A 15,367-nucleotide genomic window follows, 5' to 3' on the forward strand; every position below is an offset into this window, starting at 1 on the left:
CCCGCCCGGCTCAGCCGACGGCGGACTCGCCCCAGATGTCCTCCAGGTACCGCTGCTCGGCGCGCATCGACGCCAGCCAGGCCTCCCCGTCGGCGCTGCCGGAGGACCCGCCGTGCACCTCCATCAGCGCGGCCCGGACGGCCGGGGCCATCGTGTTGGCGTTGCCGCACACGTAGACGTGCCCACCCTCGTCCAGGAGCCTGCGGACCTCGGCACCCTCGTCGACGATCGCCTGCTGCACGTAGCGACGGTTGTCCGCGACCCGGGAGAACGCCATGCAGAGCTTCACGATCCCGTCGCGCTCGAAGGCACGCAGCTCGTCGGCGTACAGGAAGTCCTGCTCGGGGGTGCGGCACCCGAAGAACAGCAACGACTCCCCGACGGGCACCCCGCGCCGCTTCAGCCCGGCCCGTTCCTGCAGGAACCCGCGGAACGGCGCCATGCCCGTCCCCGCCCCGACCATGATCATCGGGGTGTGCGGGTTCTCCGGCGGCGTGAACGGGATCGTCGGCTTGCGGACGAACGTGAACACCGTCCCGTCGACGTCGCTGCTCCGCAGGTGCGTGGAGCACACGCCGGCGAACCGGCCGTCGCGGCCGCGGGCGGGGACGTCGAGCACGCCGACCGTGATGTGGCAGCTGTCGGTCTCCGTCGGCGACGACGAGATCGAGTAGTAGCGCGGCCGCAGCGGCGGCAGCATGTCGAGGAACTGCGCGAACGCCAGGTTGCAGCTCGGATAGGCGTCGAGCAGGTCGAGCACCGTCACGCGCGGCTCCGCGATCGACTTGCGGTACCGGGCGCGACCCTCGTCGTCGAGCGTGGTCAGCGCCGTCAGCGCGTCGCGCTCGGCCGGGTCGGTCGCGACCGAGGCGAGCGTCGCGATGTCGGAGCGCCCGGCGACGTCCTGCAGCTCGACGCAGCTGCCCAGCACGCCCAGCAGCGGCGCGGGCTCGTCGAGGGGCAGGTGCGTCCACGACCCGCCGTTGGGCGTGATCGTCAGGTATGTGCCGGCGTCGAGCTTGAACCGGGCGATGACCCGGCGGATGAGGTCGACGTTGTTGCGCGGCAGGACCCCGAGGTGGTCGCCGGTGGCGTACTCGGTGCCGGGTGCGAGCGCGATCTCGACGTGGCGGGTCGAGCGGTCGGAGCCGTCGGCGTTGAGCTCGCGGTTGACCAGCACCGTCGACGGCCGCGCCCGGTAGGACACGACGACCGGGTTGGTGGTCTGGCGGTTGGTCATCGTCAGCGTGAGCCGCGGGCCGGCGGCGGTGGTGGCGACGGCCTCCTCGTCCAGGCCGAGCGCCTCGGTCATCGCGGGCCACATCGTCGCGTACCAGGACTCGTACTGGCCGTCGAAGTCCGAGCGGGCGTCGCCCTCGCCGCGGTCGGTGACGCGCCTGCCACCGTGGGCCGCGAGCTGCTCGTCGAGCATCGTGGGGATCGCCTGGTAGGTCGAGGCCCAGTCCATGTTGCCGCAGCCGAACACCGCGAACGCCGCGCCGGCGGCGGCGTCCGACGGCGTCGCCGCGTCGCGGATCCAGGCGCAGAACCTCTCGGCGTTGTCGGGTGGCAGCCCGTTGTACGACGCGCACACGACGACGAGCGCGCCCTCCTTCGGCAGGTCGGCGACGTGGTCGTCGAGCGAGCCGAGGGTGACGGCGAAGCCGCGGTCGGCGCCGTCCTGGGCGATGCGCGTCGCGATGCCCTCGGCGGTGCCGAGGTTCGACCCGAACAGCACGGTGAGCGGGGTGCCGTGCCGGTCGCCGACGGGGGCGAGCCGCAGCTTCGGCTTCGCCGCGGGCGCCTGGGCCGCCCGCGCGGGGACGACGACCGTGCCGGTGGTCCGGTCGGGTCGCGGCCGCAGCCGGATGTAGAGCCCGTCGGGCTTGAGCGTCAGCGCCTCCTTGATCTTCAGCTGGTACTGGTGCTCGTCGACGAAGTCGAAGCGCTGCAGCAGCATGCCGAGCACGAGCACGGCCTCCTGCATCGCGAACTGCCGTCCGATGCAGGCCCGCTGTCCCGAGCCGAACGGTTTGAAGGCGTTGGGCGGCAAGGTCGCGCGGAACTCGGGGCGGAAGTGGTCGGGGTTGAACTCGTCGGCGTCGGGGCCCCAGATCTCGGGGATGCGGTGCAGCATCGGGGTCAGCGCGGTCAGCGACGTGCCCTTGGGGATGCGGTAGCCACCGAGGACCACGTCGTCGTAGGGGTAGCGGGTGAACCCGGGCGCGGTGGGCCAGAGCCGCAGGACCTCGTTGAGGATCTGGGTGACGTACGTGAGGCCCTGGACCTGCTGGAAGCTGGGCATGACGCCCGGGTCGGTCCCGAGGACGCGGTCGACCTCGGCCTGCGCCCTCGCGACGACGTCGCGGTCCTTGAGCAGGTAGGCGATCGTGAACGACAGCAGCCCGCTGGTCGTCTCGTGGCCTGCGACGAGGAACGTCAGGCACTGGCCGACGATGTTCTCGTCGGGCAGCGTCAGGCCGGTCTTCTTGTCGACGCCGGTGAGCATGCAGCTCAGCAGGTCGTCGTGCTCCTCGGCGTTCCCGGACCGGCGCCGCTCGTCGAGGATGTGCTGTACCTCCCGCTCCATGAAGGCGTTGTCCGCTACGAGCTGACGCTGCGCCTTGCGGCGCAGCCGGATCAGCGCCGGGACCAGCCGGGCCCGCTTCTGGGTCTCCGTCAGCGTGCGCATCATCGCGTCGACGAACGGGTGCTGGGTGTTGCGGTAGAACGAGTTGAACCGGTACCCGAAGCCGCACAACGCGATCGTGTCGAGCGTCAGGCGCGTCATGTCGCCGGTGACGTCGACGTCCTCGCCGGGGTTGAGCCGCTCCCACTTCTGCATGAGCTGCAGCGCGATGTCGACCATCATCGGCAGGTAGCCCTGCATCGCCTGCATGCTGAAGTTGGGCAGCAGGATGTTGTGCGCCCGTGACCACATCGGGTCGTCGGTGTCGGCGGTGAACAGGCCGTCGCTCGGGCGCATCTTGCGCAGCTCCTTCTGCGCCGTCCCGACGAGCTTGTCGTACTTCGAGTCGTCGCACAGGTCGTCGACCATGTCCAGACCCGAGACGACGTACCGGTCGCCCATCGGGGTGCGCAACCGCATGATGGGCCCGTAGGTGCGGGTCAGGTCCATCAGCGCCTGGATCATGCGGTCGCCCGGGATGTCGAGGGCGTTGCCGATGATCGGCTTGGCCGGCGGTCCGGGGATCTCGCTCGCGTCGCGGGTCCCGATCGGTGTCGTGGTCATGAGGCAGCCTCCGGAATCGCGCGGGCGCCGGGACGTCCGGCGCGGACGAGGACGATGACGCCGACGAGCACGGCCCACCCGGGCAGCACCAGCAGGACGGCGGGGTTGAACGTGGTGGCGATCAACATCGCCAGGGCGAGCACGTAGCTGAGGAGCCCGAGCCAGCGCGGCAGCAGGCCGGCCTTCATGAGCAGCGACGTCGTGGTCATGACGTACATGCCGGCGGCGCGGACCGCGTACACGAAGACCACCGCGTACCCGATGCCCGAGAGCGCCCGGCCGACGTCGGGGCCCGGCACGGGTCCGGTCCCGATGTCGACGACGAGTGCCACCGCCCCCGCCGCCGCCGTGCCGACCCAGAGCAGCGCGACGAACAGCCCACCGGCGAGGACCTGCAGCGACATCGGCATCTTCGGGACGTCGGGGGCGAGCTCGCGGACGAGCAGCCGGATCGTGATCATGTGCCAGAGGAACGCGATGCCCGCGAACGGGACGAGGTAGAGCCCGACGGTGATGAGGACCGTCTTGCCGCCCTGGGCGTAGAAGGCGTCGTAGCTCTGGTCGCTGGCGGCGAACCCGGGGGACCGGTTCACGAACACCAGCGCGAGCGCCACCAGCACCGCGAACACGACGGCCAGCACCCCCGAGAGCCGCGCGTACGTGGCGGCCTCGGCCGACACGGCGGGTCGGGTACCGGCTTCGCGCAGGTCAGCCATCGTCGTTCCCCCGGTCACGCGTGGCTGCCGGGTCGTCGTCGAGCGCCGGCAGGTCGATCGCCTCGAGCACCCGGAGCAGGTCGAGCACCCCGGTGAACGGGCAGCCGCCACCACCCGGGGCGCGGACGGTCCCTTCGAGGCGACCCTCCCCGCTCCGGAAGAGGTCCAGCTGGATGCGCATGGCCCCTCCCTCCTCCGGGCCGGGCCGGCCCGAGGTGGCGTGCGCCGTCGAGCATCGGCCCGCAGAGGTGGGCAGCGGGCTGTCAGGACCTTCCAGCGGACCTTCCAGTGCCGCCCGGCGGCCGTGGCCGCGCACCGGAGTGCCGCTCAGAGGTGGGACGCCAGGTCGCGGCGGGAGGAGATGCCCAGCTTCGCGTAGATGTTCGACAGGTGGAACGCGACGGTGCGGCCCGTGACGAACAGCGTCGCGCCCACCTCGCGGTTGGTCCGGCCCTGCGCGACGAGCCGGGCGACGGCCAGCTCCTGCGAGGTCAGTGACAGCGGGCCACCCGCTGCCGGCGGATGCAGGCCGGCGGCGCGCAGCGCGTCGTCACTACGGGCGGCGAAGGGCGCGGCGCCGAGGCGGGTGAGCCGCTCGTGGGCGCTGCGCAGCAGGTCGACGCCGGGGCGGCGCTCGCCCGCGACGATCAGGTGGCGCCCGAACGCGGTCTCCAGCCGGGCACGGGGAAGCTCGGCGCGGGTCCGCCCGGCGAGGTCCACGGCCTGTTCGTAGTCCGACCGCAGGTCGGTCAGCTCCGCGCGCAGCCGGGCCGCCTCGACCGCGGTCCAGCCGGGACGGTCGGCGACGCGGAGGGCGAGGGCGTCGAGCTCGGTGGCGGCGGCGACGCGCTCACCGGTCCCGAGCAGGGCCTCGACGAGCAGTGCCCGCCACGGCAGCACCCCGACCCGGTCGACGGGACCGTCCACGGCCGCGTCGGCGATCCGCGGGGCGAGCGCGGCACGCATGCCCGCAGGATCCCCCCGGGCCTGGGCGAGGACGGCCGCCGCCGTCGAGGAGTAGGCGACCCCGCCCCACCAGGGCAGCAGCCGGGTCGCACCGAGCGCGGTGTCGACGCGCGTCCGTGCCACGTCCCACTCACCGCGGCCGGCGGCGACGTAGCTGGTCAGGGCATTGGTGATGCCCGCCCCGAGCAGGACGCCGGCGTCACGGGCCAGCGACAGCGCCAGCGAGCCGTGTGCGGCCGAGCCGTCCCAGTCGCCGATGCGGTACGTCGCCTCGGACAGGTGGGCCAGGGCGAGCACACGGGCCTGCATCGACATGCCGGTGGCGTCGTCGCGCAGGACCGCGGCCAGCGCGTCGGCGGCGGCACCCGCGTCCTCCCGCCACAGCGCGACGACGCCGCGCAGCGCCGCGACCTCCGCGGTGTCGCCGTCGCGGTCGAGCTCGGCGTCGGCGCGGGCGTGGTCACCGCTCGCGAACAGGCCGACGGCGCGGACGAACCGGGCCGTCGGTTCGTCCTCGGCCGCCGGACCCCAGGTCAGGGCCCGGCCGGCCAGTTCGGCGGCGGCATCGGCGTCACCCTCGATGAGCGAGAGCAACGCCAGGTGGGCCGCCGCGGCCGCCCGGCGGGTGTCGTCGTCGCCCGCGGCGTCGAGCGCGTCGGCGAGGGAGACGCGCGCGTCCTGGAACCTGCCCGTCATCGCCTCCAGCCTGCCGACGACGCGGCTGCGCGCCGCGCTCGGCGGCAGCGCGCGGACGTCGGGTTCGCTGCGCAGCGCCCGGCCGAGGTCACCGCCGGCGAGCATCGCGTCGACGCCCCCGACGAGCCGCGCCGCCCGCGCCGTCGGGTCGGGGCTGAGGTCGGCGGCCGACAGCAGATGGTCGGCGGCGGCGCGCCACCTGCGGGCGGCCGCGTCGGTGCGGGCCTGCGACTCCAGCTCGGCCGCCAGTGCCGGGTCGGCGCCGACGGCCGCGGCGACGCGGTGGGCCGTCGCCGCGGTCCCGTCGACGAGCTCCGCCGCCGCCCGGTGCAGTGCGTGCCGGCGCGCCGGGGGCAGGTCGCCGTACACGGCGGCGCGCACGAGCTGGTGCGGGAAGGCGACGTCGCGACCGGACTCGACGAGCAGCCCCGCGCGGACAGCCTCGTCGAGTGCGACGACCGGGTCGTCCACACCGGACGCGGTGACGGCGTCGGTGAGCGGACACCGGTCGCCGAGCACGGCCGCGGCGAGCACGAGCGCACGCGCTGCCGGGGCGAGTTCGGCCACTCTGACCAGCACCAACGTCGCGAAGGAGCGGGGGGCGGGCAGCGCGGCCGAGGTGTCGAGCAGGACGTCGGCGGGCAGCTCCCGCAGCAGCGCCGCGGCGTGCAGCGGGTGGCCGTCGGTGTGCTCGCGCAGCCGGTCGGCGGCCGCCGGGGTCAGCTCGCGGTCGAGGGTGCGGCCCAGCTCGACGAGGTCGTCGGCGTGCAGCCCGGCGAGGGTGATCCTGCGTGCCGGCTGCGCGCCGACGGTGCCGCGTTCCCACCAGGCCGGACCCGGGTCGGGGTCGCGTATGCCGAGCACGACGAGCACGTGGTCGCGGCGCAGCCGGCGCACGGTGAACGCCAGCGCGCGGGCGGACGCGTCGTCGGTCCACTGTGCGTCGTCGACGACGACCAGGACGGGGTCGGTGGCCTGCAGTTCGCCGAGGGCGGCGAGCAGCTGCGCGCCGACGGCGAGCGGGTCGGCGGTCGCGGGCGGTGCCGTCGTGAGCAGGGGCCCGCGGACGTCGTTGGGGAGGTCGGCGGCGAGCTGGCCGACGATCCCGAAGGGCAGCGCGACCTCCTCGGGGGCGCCGGTCGCGCGCAGCACCGTGGCCGGTGGGCCGGATGTGGCGAGCCGGCGCAGCAGCGTCGTCTTCCCGATCCCGGCGGCTCCGGACACGACGACGACGGACGGGTCGCCTCCGCGCGCCCGGTCGAGCTCCCCGGTCAGCGTGGCGAGTTCATCCGTCCGCCCCACGAACGGCTCCCCCGGGCCCACACCGTCGAGTGTGGTCATGCCGTCACGGCCGGACAAGGGCCGATCGGCGGCCATGCTTGTATACAAACAGCCCGACTTGGCAGACGATGTGGCTGTTTCGTCGATTCACGAGGAGAGAGCTGCATGCAACGCACGGTTCTGGTCAACGGCACCTTCCTCACCGGCGATGATCTGACGCCCGTCACCGGCGCGCTCGCGATCGTCGACGGCCGCATCGAGTCGTGGGGAACCGACGTCACGGCCCGCCCCGGTGACGACGTCGTCGACCTCGACGGTGGTGTCGCGATGCCCGGGCTCATGGACGCGCACTGCCACCTGATCTACCGCGACGTCGCCGACCCCTACGACATCGAGCTGCGCAAGTCCGTCCCGCAGGCCACGGTCGACGCCGTCCACAACGCCGGGGTGCTGCTGCGTAAGGGCTTCACGACGGTCCGCGACGTCGGCAGCCGCGCCAACATCGGCGTCGAGGTCCGCGACGCGATCCGTCGCGGCGACGTCCCCGGCCCGCGGGTCCTCGCGGCGGGCCGCATCGTGTCCGCACCCGGCGGGCTCGGCGACTTCCAACCGTCCCACCTGTTCGAACACGCGCCGTACCCGCACAGCCTGGCGGTGCAGGTGGTCGGGCCCTACGAGGCCGCGACCGTCGTCCGCACCCAGCTCAAGGACGGTGTCGACTGGATCAAGGTCGGCGTCAGCGGCACCGGCTTCAACCCGCTGTGTCCCGCCGAGCGCAGCGGCCTGACCGACGTCGAGTTCCACGCGCTCGTCGACGAGGCCGCCCGCCAGGGCGTGCCGGTCGTCGCCCACGCCGAGTCCGAGGACTCGGTGCGCACCGCCGCCCGCGCCGGTGTCGCGAGCATCGAGCACGCGCTCTTCCTGGCCGACGACGCGCTGGAGGCGGTCGTCGAGCACGGCCTCACGATCTCCCCGACGCTGTCGATGTACAGGGCCTTCGCCGAGCAGGGCCTGCGGATGGGCATCCCGCAGGTGATCGTCGACCAGCACAAGCGCACCCACGAGCACCACGTCGCGAGCATCGCGAAGGCCGTGGCGGCGGGCGTGCCGATCGTCGCGGGCGGCGACGCCGGGCTGACCCACTTCGTGCAGGGCAGCTGCGCCGTCGAGCCCTCGACCTACGTGGAGCTCGTCGGGATGACGCCGCGCGCCGCGTTGCAGTCGATCACCGTGAACATCGCGCGGCTGCTGCGGATCGACGACGAGGTGGGCACCCTCGCGCCCGGGAAGGTGGCCGACGTGCTGGTCCTGCGCCGTGACCCGCTGGCCGACGTCACCGCCGTGTCCGACGACGCCGCGCGGGTCATGGTGCTGCAGGGCGGCCGGGTCGTGTCCTAGACGGCGTCGTACACGGCGCCGACCAGCCGCTGCACCGCCTCGAAGGTCAACGCTGCACGAGACTCGACCTGCCGAGATGCACCTCAGCGCGGTTCGATGCCGGTCGAACCGCGCTCATGTGCATCTCGGCGGGGGGTGCGGCGCTGCGGCGCCGCGTGAGGGACCCGGCCCGTACGCGGCGGCGAGCTCCGCGCCGATCCGGGCCAGCTCGGCCTTCACCGAGTCGGGTCCGAGCACCTCGACGCCGGCGCCCCAGCCCGCCAGGTTCTCCGCGATCGACAACGCCATCGGCGCCGCGACCTTCAGCCGGACCCTGCCGTCGTCCTCGACGCCGAGCGTCTCGCAGTGGCGCCCGAACTGGTGGCGCAACACGTGCACGTGCCGTTGCGGGATCAGCACGACCGCCTCGCCCAGCGACCGGCGCCGCTCCATCTCACCGACGACCTGCTCCCACTCGCGGGAGAGGTCGAGGTCGGCGGGGCGTGCGGCGGGCTCGTCGGTGGTCTCGGCGTCGACGATGCGGTCGACGCGGAACGTGCGGCGCCCCTCGTCGGTCCCGGCGACGAGGTACCAGTCGCCGTCCTTGTCGACGAGACCCCACGGGTCGACGAGCCGCTCCGACCTGCGTCGTTTCGCATCCTCGTAGGTCAGCCGGGCGCGGCGGCGGCGCACGACGGCGTCCTGGAGGGCGTCGACCATCGCCGGGCGGTGGCGGTCGTCGCGACCCCAGCGGGCCGGGTCGACGACGACCGAGCCGGCGGCGGCCTCGGCGTCGGCACGGAAGGTGTCGGGCAGGGCGGCGACGAGCTTGCGCAGTGCCGAGCGTGCGGCCGGCGCGACGGCCGCACCCGGTCCGGCCAGCGCGAACAGGGCGGTCGCCTCCCCGGCGGTGAGCCCGCTGAGGTCGGTGCGGGCGCCGCCGACGAGCGACCAGCCGCCGCCGCGGCCCGGCTGCGGGTACACCGGCACCCCCGCCGTCGACAGCGCCTCCAGGTCGCGGCGCGCCGTCGCCACCGAGACCTCCAGCTCCTGGGCGACCTGCGCGGCGGTCACCCGGCCCCGCACCTGCATGAGCAGGAGGGTGGCCACGAGGCGATCGGCGCGCATGCGTCGGATTCTGCCCGGAAAAGTGCTCACTCGGTGAGCACTTCACCCCGCCATGGTGGTCGCATGCTTCGAGGACTCACCACTGTCAGCTTCTACGCCGACGATCTCGCCGCCGCCCGCGACTGGTACGCGCGGCTGCTCGGCGTCGACCCCTACTACGCGTTCCCGCCCGCTCCGCAGCCACCCGCATACATCGAGTTCCGCATCGGTGACGACGAGGACGAGCTCGGCGTCATCGACCGCCGCTGGGCGCCGCCCGGCGCGCCGGGGACGCCCGGCGGGGCGATCGTGTTCTGGCACGTCGACGACCTGGAGGCCACGGTCGCCCGGCTGCTGGAGCTGGGTGCGACCGAGTTCGAGCCGATCACCCCGCGCGGCGACTCCGGGTTCGTGACGGCCTCGGTCGTCGACCCCTTCGGCAACGTCCTCGGGGTCATGACGAACCCGCACTTCGCGGCGCTGCACGCGTCATGAACACCGTTGCCGCCGCGGACCGTGCGCAGTGGCGGGCGTGGCTCGCCGCGCACGGCGACTCCGCGGACGAGGCGTGGCTCGTTCTCGGCAGGGGCGGGTCGACGACGCCGCGCGTCACGCACCGGGAGTCGATCGAGGAGGCGCTCGCCGCGGGATGGATCGACTCGCTGGCGCGCCGCCGTGACGACGAGTCGTGGGTCCTGCGGTTCACGCCCCGCGCGGCCACCAGCGCGTGGAGCCTGGTCAACCACGAGATCGTCGCCTCGCTCACCGAGCGCGGCCTGATGACGCCACGCGGTCGGGCAGCCGTCGACGACGCGATGCGCACGGGCATGTGGTCGCTGCTGGTCGACGCGCAGCGCGGCGTCGTGCCCGACGACCTGCGCGCCGCCCTCGACGCCGCCGCCGTGTCGACGGTGTTCGACGGCTGGTCGCACTCCGTGCGCCGCGCCGCGCTCGAGCACCTGGTGCGGGCGAAGCGCCCGGACACCAGGCAGCGCCGGATCGCGGCGATCGTCGCCCGCGCCCGGCCCGCTCCGTGAGGGGTGGTGGAACCAGGACGTCTGCGTGCCCGCGGCAGTGCCGCCCGGGCTGGGCGTCATCTCGCTGCGCGACGACCTATCATGACGGTCGTCATGGTCGACCGGGGTCCTCGCGAGCGCATCGTGCGCAGCGCCGCACTGCTGTTCCGTGAACGTGGCGTCGGTGCCACCGGGATGCGCGAGATCGTCGCCCACGCCCAGGCACCCCGCGGGTCGCTGCAGCACTACTTCCCGGGCGGCAAGCAGGAGCTGGTCGCCGAGGCGATGGCCTGGATGGCCGAGCGTGCCGCCCGCCCGCTGCGCGCGAGCCTCGACGCCGACCCGCCGCCCACGCCCGCCGAGGTCGTCCGCGGGGTCGTCGACCGGTTCCGCGAGGTGCTGGCGCTCACCGACTTCACCGGCGGCTGCCCGATCGTCGCCGGGGTCGCCGACGCGGCGTGGGACGGCGACACCGTCGCGACGGCCGCGCGGGACGCCTTCTCGCGCTGGCTCGGCCCCCTCGCGCTCGCGTTGCGCCGCGGCGGGATCGACCCCGATCGGGCCGACCGCCTGGCGCTGATGGTGATCAGCGCCGTCGAGGGGGCGCTCGTCATCAGCCGGGCGCGGCGCGACGAGTCGGCGCTCGACGCCGTGCAGGCCGAGCTCGACCTGCTCCTCGCGGCCGGTTAGGGCAGTCCGACGATCCCGACCGGGTTCGGGTCGGGAATCATCCCGGTGCGCACGACCGCGGAGGCCAGCGGCGTCAGCAGCTCGGCCAGCCGGGCCGTGGCGTCCGGGCCGAGGGCGTGCCACGGCGCCTCGGCGGCCGCGTCCGTCGCGGCCTCGACGTCGTCGTGCAGGGTCCGGCCGGCGGCGGTGAGCGACGCGTCCGTGTCGACGACGCCCGCGGCGCGCAGCTCGTCGAGACCCGCTCGCCAGGCCTCGTCGGTGAAGCGGCGGCCCAACTGCAGTGCGGTGGGGTCGGACTCGCCGGCGGCGACCTTGAGCAGGTGTGAGGCGAGCGGGGAGATGCCGCGGGAGACCAGGACCGCGATGTGCCCGTCGCCGCGGTGCTCGCGCAGCGTCGTCGTCGCCTGCCAGAGCGCCAGGTGCGGGGCGGCGGGGCGGGGGAGCGCCTGGTTGGCGGCGGCGAGTACGCGGCCCGCGGTGTCGGCGGCCGTGGCGGCTGCCCAGGCGAGGTCGGCGGCCTCGCGGACCTGCGGGGAGGCGACGACGTCGGCGCCCCAGACGGCGCGCAGCGCGGCGTCGACGCCGTCGAGGCGGGCCGCGAGGACGCGTGCCGGGTCGGCGACGTCCCATGCCGACGGGAGGGCACGTTCGAGCCGGCTCGCGTGGAAGCCGTGGAACGCGGCCGTCGCGACGGCGGGGCCGACCGCTCCGAGCGGCGCGGCGCGCAGTGCGACATAGCCCATCCAGAAGCCGCGCATGCCGATCGCATCGGCGGCGGCGAGGGCCTCGGGGGCGAAGTAGGTGACGTCGTGGACCGGCTCGAAGCGGGTCCACAGGTGGCGCGCGGTGCTGCCCATCCGTCCTCCGGGTCGTCGTCGTTCCGTCGAGACTATGACGAGCGTCATGATGCCTGACGCCCGCCGGATCGCGTACAAACACGTTCTATGACGACTGTCATAGAACGGATCGTGACCCGGTGGGAGCCTGCCACCGACGACGCCGTCGAGGCGCTGGTCCGCGCCTGCTCCGTACGGTCGCTCTCCGAACGGTTCGCCGCCGCCCACCGGCTCACCCCCGAGGCCGTCCTCACCCGGTACCGGCCCTGGCTCCTGGCGGGCGAGGCGGTCGTCGCCCGGGTGGGCGGGTGGCCGGTCGGGCTGCTCAACCTCGTCGACGACCCCGCCCGGCCGCGCACCACCGACCTCGCCCTGCTCGTCGCCGACGACGCCCAGCGCCGCGGCGTCGCCACCGGTCTGCTCCGGCACACCCTGGGCGCCCCGGCGCGCGCCGGGTGGACGGTGCGCGCCACCGTCCGCGCCGACAACCGCGCCGCCATCGGCCTGCTGCGTGGCCGGCGCCTCGGCCCCACCCGCCTGGCCCGCCTCGACCCCGGCCAGCTCACCTACGAGATCGCGGTCCCGTGACCCCGACCGTGGGGTTCCTCGGACTCGGCCTGATGGGCACCCCGATGGCGCTGCGGCTCGCCCGGGCAGGGACACCACTCGTCGTCTGGAGCCGCAGGCCCGCGTCGTGCACACCGCTCCGCGACGCGGGTGCGGCCGTCGCCGCCGATCCCGCGGAGGTCTTCGCCCGCGCCGACGTCGTCCTGATGATGCTCGCGAACGCGGACGCGATCGACGCCGTCCTGCACCGCGGAACGCCCGCCTTCGCCGACCTCGTCCGCAACCGCACCGTCGTCCACATGGGCACGACCGCGCCCGGGTTCTCCCGCGGCCTCGCCGACGCCGTCCGCGCCGCGGGCGGGCGCTACGTCGAGTCGCCCGTGTCCGGGTCGCGGGTCCCCGCCGAGCAGGGCGCGCTCGTCGCCATGCTCGCCGGTGACGACGACGCGATCGCCACCGTGCGCCCCCTGCTCGCCCCGATGTGCCGCTCGACCGTCCTCTGCGGCGCCGTCCCGGGAGCGCTCCTGACCAAGCTGGCGGTCAACCTCTACCTGGTCACGATGGTCGCCGGGCTGGCCGAGGCCTTCCACTTCGCCGACCGGCACGGTCTCGACCTCGACGTCGTCCGCGCCGTGCTCGACGCCGGCCCCATGGCCAGCGACGTCTCCCGGGTCAAGGCCGCCAAGCTCGTCGCCGGCGACGTCACCGCCCAGGCCGCCGCCACCGACGTCGCCTACAACGCCCGGCTCGTCGTCGACGCCGCCCGCGCCGCGGGGATCGCGTCCCCGATGGTCGACGTCGCACGGGCACTGTTCGAGGAGACCGTCGCGGCCGGGCACGGGGCAGCGGACATGGTCGCCGTACTGGGCGCGATCCAGGCGCGGACCCTGTCGGGGGCGCGCCCCGATCCGGGATGATGCGCCGGGGAGGTGAGCGGTGACCGACGAGGAGCTGATGGTCGCGTTCGCGCTCGTGCGGCTGGACAACCCGGGTCTGGACCTGGAGGAGGTGGCGGCGCTCGTCGTCGGGCGCCTCGGCGAGGACGTGATGCTGCAGTTCGCGTCGCGCACCCTCGCCGTCCGTGACGAGCTGCGCGGCCCCCCGTTCGCCGCGGCCGTCGACCACGTCCTCAGGGTCGTCCTCACGATGCGTGGCGACCGCGACTGAACCCGGCTCGCCGCTCACGAGGGCGGCGCGCGCGGCCCGTTCGACCGGGGTGGGCGATCCACCCGGGCGCCCACCCCGGTCGACTCACCCGTCCGCTCCCCAGCGACGGGCAGAGCCGGCGCGGTGTGGTCACGCTGTCCGGCGCTCGTGATGATGCGCCGGACACCGCGCCGGCGGGCAGGGCCGAAGGACCCGCGAGCGCCGGGACCACCCGCCCGCATCGGATGCGCACCGCCCGGCGGCGACACTACGGGGGAGGGTTCCCCGACCACCACGACCACCCGTCGGGGGTGACCTTCCTCTTCGTTCCTGCGCCGACACTCGACGGCACCTGGCGGGCGGCGTGCCGCACCGCGAGCCGAGGAGGCGCGAATGGCACAGCCCGCTGGTGAGCCCGGCCCGATGATCCTGCGACCCGTGGTCCGGGCCGCCCGTCCGCGAACCGAACAGGCCGCGCCCGCGCTGGTCGGCGACCGGGCAGGAGCGCTGCTCTCCTGTCTCGAGACCGAGGTCGAGGCCGCCGTCGCCCGCGGAGTCCTCACCCGGGGAGAGGGACAGGAGGTGCTGGCGCGCCTCGCGATCGTCGTCGACCAGGCGGTCGACGGACGCTGACCCCACGTGGTCGTCGGCCGGATCCGGCCCGGATTCACCCGCCGCGGGTGGGATGCGCGTGGCACGGGCGGTCGATCATCGCCACGACACCGGGAACGTCCGAGAGGAGCCGGGATGAGTACGCACGCCACGCCGCACCGGGACGACCCCGCCGTCCGCGCGGACACTGCGGCGGACAGCGGGATGAGCACGACCCTCGCCGTGTTCGCCGCGATCCTGATGATGCTCGGCGGCGCGCTCGGGGTGCTGACCGGTATCGCGGCGATCCTGCGCGACGAGATCTACGTCCGGACGCCGAACTACGTGTTCGGTTTCGACGTGACGACGTGGGGATGGGTCCAGCTGGCGCTGGCGGTGCTGCTCGGTGCCGCGGGTATCGGGGTGATCCGGGGCCGGACCTGGGCACGCGTCGTCGGCATGGTGGCAGCGGGGATCAACCTCATCGCCCACTTCGCGTTCCTGCCGTACTTCCCGATCTGGTCGATCGTGATCATCGTGCTCGACGTGCTCGTCATCTGGGCGCTCGCCGTGTACCGCGGTGAGAACGCCTGAGGCGACCGATCGTCGGCCGGACCGGAACCGGCCCCTGACCGGCACACCCTGGAGAGGGGATCGAGATGCTGCTCGCGCAGTCCGGCTACCCGTTGCTGGACGTGTTCTGGACGATGCTCGTGTTCTTCGGGTGCGTCATGTGGTTCTGGCTGATGTTCCAGATCCTCACCGACGTGTTCGGTCGCGACGACATCGGCGGCTGGTCGAAGGCGTTGTGGACGGTCCTGGTCGTCCTCCTGCCGATCCTCGGGTCGCTGGTGTACCTGGTGGCGCACGGGCGGGAAATGGGCGATCGTCGCTGGGCCGAGGTCAGCGCCGCCCGCACCGCCTACGAACGCGACGTCCGGCGGATCGCCGAGACGAACGGGAGCGGCGGAGATCCGACGACCCGAATCGTCGAGGCGAAGCGCCTGCTCGACGAGGGTGCCATCACCCACGACGAGTACGAGTCGCTGAAGGCCGCGGCCCTCGGCCGGTCGCTCGGCGAGCCCGCTCACTGAGCGGCGCCACAACCGGAGGTGTCATGACCAC

At 74.0% G+C, this 15,367-nt stretch carries 16 protein-coding genes; 10 read left to right on the plus strand and 6 right to left on the minus strand.

Annotation, left to right across the window (positions count from 1 at the left end):
* Nucleotides 1–10 precede the first annotated feature (10 nt).
* The 4 genes from AB7F12_RS13710 to AB7F12_RS13725 form a co-directional block, all read right to left on the minus strand.
* The gene (locus AB7F12_RS13710; protein ID WP_428496719.1) at nt 11–3,253 is read right to left on the minus strand and encodes a bifunctional cytochrome P450/NADPH--P450 reductase; all 3,243 of its coding nucleotides are present in this window, start codon (nt 3,251–3,253) and stop codon (nt 11–13) included.
* Nucleotides 3,250–3,969, minus strand: a complete 720-nt coding sequence (locus tag AB7F12_RS13715; protein WP_428496720.1) for a hypothetical protein — start codon at nt 3,967–3,969, stop codon at nt 3,250–3,252. Before AB7F12_RS13715 ends, AB7F12_RS13710 begins: the two co-directional genes overlap by 4 nt.
* Nucleotides 3,962–4,150, minus strand: a complete 189-nt coding sequence (locus tag AB7F12_RS13720; protein ID WP_428496721.1) for a hypothetical protein — start codon at nt 4,148–4,150, stop codon at nt 3,962–3,964. The genes AB7F12_RS13715 and AB7F12_RS13720 overlap by 8 nt, the downstream gene beginning before the upstream one ends.
* Before the next feature lie 146 nt (nt 4,151–4,296).
* Nucleotides 4,297–6,972 carry a helix-turn-helix transcriptional regulator gene (locus AB7F12_RS13725; RefSeq protein ID WP_428496722.1) on the minus strand — a complete coding sequence of 892 codons (2,676 nt, stop codon included), beginning with the start codon at nt 6,970–6,972 and terminating at the stop codon, nt 4,297–4,299.
* Nucleotides 6,973–7,077: 105 nt separating this feature from the next.
* Between AB7F12_RS13725 and AB7F12_RS13730 the strand changes: the two genes are divergently transcribed.
* Nucleotides 7,078–8,310, plus strand: a complete 1,233-nt coding sequence (locus AB7F12_RS13730) for an amidohydrolase family protein (RefSeq protein WP_428496723.1) — start codon at nt 7,078–7,080, stop codon at nt 8,308–8,310.
* Nucleotides 8,311–8,424: 114 nt separating this feature from the next.
* On the opposite strand, the gene AB7F12_RS13735 is transcribed toward AB7F12_RS13730, so the two are convergent.
* Nucleotides 8,425–9,417, minus strand: coding sequence for a helix-turn-helix transcriptional regulator (locus tag AB7F12_RS13735; protein ID WP_428496724.1), 993 nt, complete (start codon nt 9,415–9,417; stop codon nt 8,425–8,427).
* Nucleotides 9,418–9,480: 63 nt separating this feature from the next.
* Between AB7F12_RS13735 and AB7F12_RS13740 the strand changes: the two genes are divergently transcribed.
* The 3 genes from AB7F12_RS13740 to AB7F12_RS13750 all read left to right on the plus strand — a co-directional run bounded on the left by AB7F12_RS13740 (nt 9,481) and on the right by AB7F12_RS13750 (nt 11,102).
* Nucleotides 9,481–9,891, plus strand: a complete 411-nt coding sequence (locus tag AB7F12_RS13740) for a VOC family protein (protein ID WP_428496725.1) — start codon at nt 9,481–9,483, stop codon at nt 9,889–9,891.
* Nucleotides 9,888–10,433 (plus strand): YdeI/OmpD-associated family protein, encoded by a 546-nt coding sequence (locus AB7F12_RS13745; RefSeq protein WP_428496726.1) that lies wholly within the window; start codon nt 9,888–9,890, stop codon nt 10,431–10,433. Before AB7F12_RS13740 ends, AB7F12_RS13745 begins: the two co-directional genes overlap by 4 nt.
* A gap of 81 nt (nt 10,434–10,514) precedes the next feature.
* Nucleotides 10,515–11,102 carry a TetR/AcrR family transcriptional regulator gene (locus tag AB7F12_RS13750; protein ID WP_428496727.1) on the plus strand — a complete coding sequence of 196 codons (588 nt, stop codon included), beginning with the start codon at nt 10,515–10,517 and terminating at the stop codon, nt 11,100–11,102.
* On the opposite strand, the gene AB7F12_RS13755 is transcribed toward AB7F12_RS13750, so the two are convergent.
* Nucleotides 11,099–11,959 carry an SCO6745 family protein gene (locus AB7F12_RS13755; RefSeq protein ID WP_428496728.1) on the minus strand — a complete coding sequence of 287 codons (861 nt, stop codon included), beginning with the start codon at nt 11,957–11,959 and terminating at the stop codon, nt 11,099–11,101. The two genes, AB7F12_RS13750 and AB7F12_RS13755, sit on opposite strands and share 4 nt — an antisense overlap.
* Before the next feature lie 87 nt (nt 11,960–12,046).
* Between AB7F12_RS13755 and AB7F12_RS13760 the strand changes: the two genes are divergently transcribed.
* The 6 genes from AB7F12_RS13760 (at nt 12,047) to AB7F12_RS13785 (ending at nt 15,336) form a co-directional block, all read left to right on the plus strand.
* The gene (locus tag AB7F12_RS13760) at nt 12,047–12,526 is read left to right on the plus strand and encodes an N-acetyltransferase family protein (RefSeq protein ID WP_428496729.1); all 480 of its coding nucleotides are present in this window, start codon (nt 12,047–12,049) and stop codon (nt 12,524–12,526) included.
* Nucleotides 12,523–13,422, plus strand: a complete 900-nt coding sequence (locus tag AB7F12_RS13765) for an NAD(P)-dependent oxidoreductase (protein WP_428496730.1) — start codon at nt 12,523–12,525, stop codon at nt 13,420–13,422. The genes AB7F12_RS13760 and AB7F12_RS13765 overlap by 4 nt, the downstream gene beginning before the upstream one ends.
* A 19-nt stretch (nt 13,423–13,441) precedes the next feature.
* Nucleotides 13,442–13,672 (plus strand): hypothetical protein, encoded by a 231-nt coding sequence (locus AB7F12_RS13770; RefSeq protein WP_428517008.1) that lies wholly within the window; start codon nt 13,442–13,444, stop codon nt 13,670–13,672.
* Between the two features lie 372 nt (nt 13,673–14,044).
* Nucleotides 14,045–14,284, plus strand: a complete 240-nt coding sequence (locus tag AB7F12_RS13775; protein ID WP_428496732.1) for a hypothetical protein — start codon at nt 14,045–14,047, stop codon at nt 14,282–14,284.
* 114 nt (nt 14,285–14,398) lie between these two features.
* Nucleotides 14,399–14,836: a DUF7144 family membrane protein gene (locus AB7F12_RS13780; protein WP_428496733.1), complete on the plus strand. Its 438-nt coding sequence runs from the start codon at nt 14,399–14,401 to the stop codon at nt 14,834–14,836.
* Nucleotides 14,837–14,901: 65 nt separating this feature from the next.
* Nucleotides 14,902–15,336 (plus strand): SHOCT domain-containing protein, encoded by a 435-nt coding sequence (locus tag AB7F12_RS13785; protein ID WP_428496734.1) that lies wholly within the window; start codon nt 14,902–14,904, stop codon nt 15,334–15,336.
* The last annotated feature ends 31 nt before the right edge of the window (nt 15,337–15,367 follow it).

Origin of the sequence: Pseudonocardia sp. (assembly GCF_050250275.1) — a bacterium.
Lineage (GTDB): Bacteria > Actinomycetota > Actinomycetes > Mycobacteriales > Pseudonocardiaceae > Pseudonocardia.

Excerpts from the sequence above, each read along its gene's own strand:
- AB7F12_RS13710 (WP_428496719.1), bottom strand. The coding sequence starts at position 3,253 with ATGACCACGACACCGATCGGGACCCGCGACGCGAGCGAGATCCCCGGA.
- AB7F12_RS13715 (WP_428496720.1), bottom strand. The coding sequence starts at position 3,969 with ATGGCTGACCTGCGCGAAGCCGGTACCCGACCCGCCGTGTCGGCCGAG.
- AB7F12_RS13720 (WP_428496721.1), bottom strand. The coding sequence starts at position 4,150 with ATGCGCATCCAGCTGGACCTCTTCCGGAGCGGGGAGGGTCGCCTCGAA.
- AB7F12_RS13725 (WP_428496722.1), bottom strand. The coding sequence starts at position 6,972 with ATGACCACACTCGACGGTGTGGGCCCGGGGGAGCCGTTCGTGGGGCGG.
- AB7F12_RS13730 (WP_428496723.1), top strand. The coding sequence starts at position 7,078 with ATGCAACGCACGGTTCTGGTCAACGGCACCTTCCTCACCGGCGATGAT.
- AB7F12_RS13735 (WP_428496724.1), bottom strand. The coding sequence starts at position 9,417 with ATGCGCGCCGATCGCCTCGTGGCCACCCTCCTGCTCATGCAGGTGCGG.
- AB7F12_RS13740 (WP_428496725.1), top strand. The coding sequence starts at position 9,481 with ATGCTTCGAGGACTCACCACTGTCAGCTTCTACGCCGACGATCTCGCC.
- AB7F12_RS13745 (WP_428496726.1), top strand. The coding sequence starts at position 9,888 with ATGAACACCGTTGCCGCCGCGGACCGTGCGCAGTGGCGGGCGTGGCTC.
- AB7F12_RS13750 (WP_428496727.1), top strand. The coding sequence starts at position 10,515 with ATGACGGTCGTCATGGTCGACCGGGGTCCTCGCGAGCGCATCGTGCGC.
- AB7F12_RS13755 (WP_428496728.1), bottom strand. The coding sequence starts at position 11,959 with ATGGGCAGCACCGCGCGCCACCTGTGGACCCGCTTCGAGCCGGTCCAC.
- AB7F12_RS13760 (WP_428496729.1), top strand. The coding sequence starts at position 12,047 with ATGACGACTGTCATAGAACGGATCGTGACCCGGTGGGAGCCTGCCACC.
- AB7F12_RS13775 (WP_428496732.1), top strand. The coding sequence starts at position 14,045 with ATGGCACAGCCCGCTGGTGAGCCCGGCCCGATGATCCTGCGACCCGTG.
- AB7F12_RS13780 (WP_428496733.1), top strand. The coding sequence starts at position 14,399 with ATGAGTACGCACGCCACGCCGCACCGGGACGACCCCGCCGTCCGCGCG.
- AB7F12_RS13785 (WP_428496734.1), top strand. The coding sequence starts at position 14,902 with ATGCTGCTCGCGCAGTCCGGCTACCCGTTGCTGGACGTGTTCTGGACG.